We start from the raw sequence: 3377 nt of genomic DNA on the forward strand, positions 1-3377 counted from the left end.
AGGATTCCGGAACCTGCCGCACTACATCACGCGATCGCTACTCGAGGCCGGAGGGTTCAGACCCCGACTACACCCTGGATTGTGATGAGCCCCGTAAGGCTGTTCGGCGCAAGGGTCTTGATGAAGTCGGGTGCGGGGTCCATAATCGGTTTCATCGATCGGTTTGATCGGTCAGCGAGAGGAGCACTAATGTCGGACAACTATGAGACGACCAGCCCGAGCGGCTCGGGCGTGCGATCCCCGGATTCCTCCGACAAGGTGGACGCTGCCAAGCAGGAAGCCTCTGAACTGAAAGACACGGCCGCGTCGCAGGCGAAGGATGTTCTGGGTACGGCCAAGGATGAAGCGGCTTCTGTCGTAGGGGAGGCGAAGACTCAGGCGAAGGATCTGTACGCGCAGACCCAGCGGGAGCTGTCGGAGCAGGCCAACACGCAGCAGCAGCGCCTCGCGGGAGGTCTTCGCTCGGTCAGTGATGAACTCGGTTCCATGGCCACGAACTCCGAGGGCAGCGGCGTCGCCAGCGATCTGGTCCAGCAGGTCTCGGGTCGTCTGTCCGCAGCCGCGACGTGGCTCGGTGACCGCGATCCCGGTTCCGTGCTCACCGAAGTCAAGCGTTATGCCCGTCGTAAGCCGGGCACGTTCATCCTCGCCGCAGCGATCGGCGGAATCGTCGTCGGCCGCCTGACGCGTGCCCTTGCCCCGAACGCGTCGGACGAGAAGAACGCCTCACCGGCACCGGTGTCGCCGCCTCAGCAGGTGCACCCGGACCCTTCGGTACCTGTCCCTGTTGTGAACGACCTCGGCGCGGGCGGCACCTCCGTCTACTCACAGACGGCTTCTAGCCGTCCGGACCTTCTCGGGGAGGACGGCTATGACCGACCCGACACCGTCTGAAGCGAAAGCCGCATCCACCTCGATCGGAGATCTCCTCGGGGAAGTGTCCCGTGACATTTCGACGCTGATGCGCCAGGAGGTCGTCCTCGCCAAAGCAGAGTTGAAGGAGTCGGCCACGAAGTCCGCCAAGGGTGCGGGCCTGATGGGTGCCGCCGGCTACGGCGCACTGATGGCGGTGTTCTTCCTGTCCGTCGCGCTGTGGTGGGCTCTGGGAACGTTGATGGGCGGCGGCTGGTCCGGCGTTGTCGTCGCGGTCCTGTGGGCACTCATTGCCCTGATCCTGTTCCTGGTTGGGCGCAGCCAGATCAAGCAAGTGAAGGGTATCCCGCAGACCGTGGACACCCTGAAAGAGATCCCCGAAACGCTGAAGAGAAATGAGGAGAACCGATGAGCGATTCACCCGACGAGATCCGCGCCGAGATCGAGCGGACCCGCCAAGACCTCGACATGGACGTGGACGCCCTGGCCGATAAGGTCTCCCCGTCGAAGATCGTGGACCGACAGGTCGACAAGGTCCGCGGTGCGTTCACCTCCGTCCGGGAGCGTGTGATGGGCGCAGCGGATGACGCCGGCTCGTCGCTGACGGATGCGGGCTCTCACGCGGGAGATCTGAAAGACCGCGCCGTCGCGAAGGCGGAAGGGAACCCGCTCGCCGTCGGTTTGATCGCCTTCGGCGCCGGCTTGGTCATCGCCTCGCTGATCCCCGCATCATCGAAGGAGAAAGACCTCGCTGCAACCGTCAAGGAGCAGGCGCAGCCGCTGGTTGACGAGGTCACCGATGCTGCGAAAGAAGTCGGCGATCATCTGAAGGAGCCTCTGCAGGCGTCGGTCGAATCCGTGAAGTCGTCGGCGCAGGACTCCGTCGCCACAGTCAAGGACGAAGCCCAGGGCGCGGCCAGCGACGTGAGAGACCAGGCTCAGCACGCTCGCGATAACATCTCCGACAGCTGAACCCGCGCGAATCGGGCGGGCCCGTCATACGACGGGCCCGCCCCTTCACGAAGGAACCTGCAATGACCAGCACAGCCCCCTCCACCCCGCGCAACGCCCCAGACCCCGAAGCATCAGGCAAGCCCGATTCCCCAGACGATCTGCACAAGAGGTCCTGGAAATACGTACTGCGGAAGACGATTCGCGAGTTTTCCTCGGACCAGTGCACCGACATCGCCGCCTCCCTGACGTATTATGCGGTGCTGTCGCTGTTCCCCGGCCTGATTGCAATCTTCTCGCTACTGGGTGTCGTCGGGCAGGGAAAAGCCGCCAGCGATGCGGTCCTGGGAATCATCGAGCAGGTCGCTCCCGGCGACACGGTCGACACAATCCGCGGGCCGATCGAGCAGATCGCCGAGTCTCCGGGTGCCGGTTTCGCTCTCATCACCGGCATCCTGCTGGCCATCTGGTCAGCATCCGGGTACGTGGGAGCGTTCAGCCGTGCGATGAACCGGATCTACGAGATCGAGGAGGGGCGGCCGTTCTGGAAGCTGAAGCCCGTCCAGCTGCTGGTCACCGTGATCACGATCGTGCTGCTCGTCATCGCCGCGATCATTCTTGTCGTCTCCGGCAACGTCACCAAAGCGATCGGCGACGCCCTCGGCATCGGCGACGTACCCCAGACGGTCTGGTCCATCGCCAAGTGGCCGTTGCTCATATTCATCGTGGTGTTGGTCGTCGCCATCCTCTACTACGCCACCCCGAACGCGAAGCAGCCAAAATTCCGGTGGATCAGCATGGGCGCCCTGCTAGCGATCATCGTGCTCGCACTCGCCACCGCAGCCTTCGGGTTCTACGTCGGAAACTTCTCGAACTACGACCGCACCTATGGATCCCTTGCGGGGATCATCATCTTCTTGCTCTGGCTGTGGATCGCGAACCTCGCGCTGCTGTTCGGCGCGGAGTTCGATGCTGAGCTCGAGCGAGGTCGCCAGCTGCAGGCGGGCATCGCCGCCGAGGAGGACATCCAGCTACCTTCGCGCGACACCCGCAAGAGCGACAAGGCCGCCGAGAAGGAGCGGCAGGACATCGAGAAGGGCCGAGAGATCCGACAGAATGCCGACCCCGACGACACAGCCAAGGACGCGACCACCCCCGGTCCTGCCAGAGAACACTGACGGACGGCCTCGCTCGGGGCGCTCACGCCGCAGCTACTGGGACAGCTCCCCGGCGAAACGGTCGAGGAGTACTTCCAGCGATACTTCGAATTCTTCGTCGGAATGGTCCTCGCTCAGAAGAGCCCGTAGCCGACGGACCTCCGGAGCGTCATCCAAGCCGATGCTCCCGTCACGCTCGGGTATATCCGCGTTTCCTTCGTCGAGCGGTTCTTCCACCGGGCCGGTCTCAGCTCCCCGAACCGCGGATTCCAGCAAGAGTTGACCGAGCAGGAAGCTGCTGAAGGACCGATACGCATCGACCGTTTGCGCGTCCGTAAACCGGCTCTTCGTGAACGAGGGTGTAGTCGGCTGAGCGCGTTGGTGGCCGGGTAGGGG

At 63.8% G+C, this 3377-nt stretch carries 4 protein-coding genes and 1 pseudogene; 4 read left to right on the plus strand and 1 reads right to left on the minus strand.

Annotated elements, in window-relative coordinates; translation table 11 throughout:
- Nucleotides 1-189 precede the first annotated feature (189 nt).
- The 4 genes from ID132_RS10225 (at nucleotide 190) to ID132_RS10240 (ending at nucleotide 3002) form a co-directional block, all read left to right on the plus strand.
- On the plus strand, nucleotides 190-894 hold the full coding sequence (locus ID132_RS10225; RefSeq protein WP_125106644.1) for an ATP synthase subunit B family protein: 705 nt from the start codon (nucleotides 190-192) through the stop codon (nucleotides 892-894).
- Entirely contained in the window at nucleotides 872-1285 is a 414-nt protein-coding gene (locus ID132_RS10230) for a phage holin family protein (RefSeq protein WP_125106645.1), read from the plus strand. Before ID132_RS10225 ends, ID132_RS10230 begins: the two co-directional genes overlap by 23 nt.
- Nucleotides 1282-1845, plus strand: coding sequence for a DUF3618 domain-containing protein (locus tag ID132_RS10235; RefSeq protein WP_125106646.1), 564 nt, complete (start codon nucleotides 1282-1284; stop codon nucleotides 1843-1845). The genes ID132_RS10230 and ID132_RS10235 overlap by 4 nt, the downstream gene beginning before the upstream one ends.
- Before the next feature lie 62 nt (nucleotides 1846-1907).
- Complete coding sequence (locus ID132_RS10240; protein ID WP_193128535.1) at nucleotides 1908-3002, plus strand: YihY/virulence factor BrkB family protein; 1095 nt, start codon at nucleotides 1908-1910, stop codon at nucleotides 3000-3002.
- A gap of 33 nt (nucleotides 3003-3035) precedes the next feature.
- Here ID132_RS10240 and ID132_RS13195 read toward each other — a convergent pair.
- Nucleotides 3036-3377: pseudogene (locus tag ID132_RS13195) on the minus strand (TetR family transcriptional regulator); the annotation flags it as partial.

Origin of the sequence: Gulosibacter sediminis (assembly GCF_014904065.1) — a bacterium.
GTDB lineage: Bacteria > Actinomycetota > Actinomycetes > Actinomycetales > Microbacteriaceae > Gulosibacter > Gulosibacter sediminis.

What these genes read in the sequence shown, in the direction of transcription:
- ID132_RS10225 (WP_125106644.1), top strand. Translation starts at nt 190, where the DNA reads ATGTCGGACAACTATGAGACGACCAGCCCGAGCGGCTCGGGCGTGCGA.
- ID132_RS10230 (WP_125106645.1), top strand. Translation starts at nt 872, where the DNA reads ATGACCGACCCGACACCGTCTGAAGCGAAAGCCGCATCCACCTCGATC.
- ID132_RS10235 (WP_125106646.1), top strand. Translation starts at nt 1,282, where the DNA reads ATGAGCGATTCACCCGACGAGATCCGCGCCGAGATCGAGCGGACCCGC.
- ID132_RS10240 (WP_193128535.1), top strand. Translation starts at nt 1,908, where the DNA reads ATGACCAGCACAGCCCCCTCCACCCCGCGCAACGCCCCAGACCCCGAA.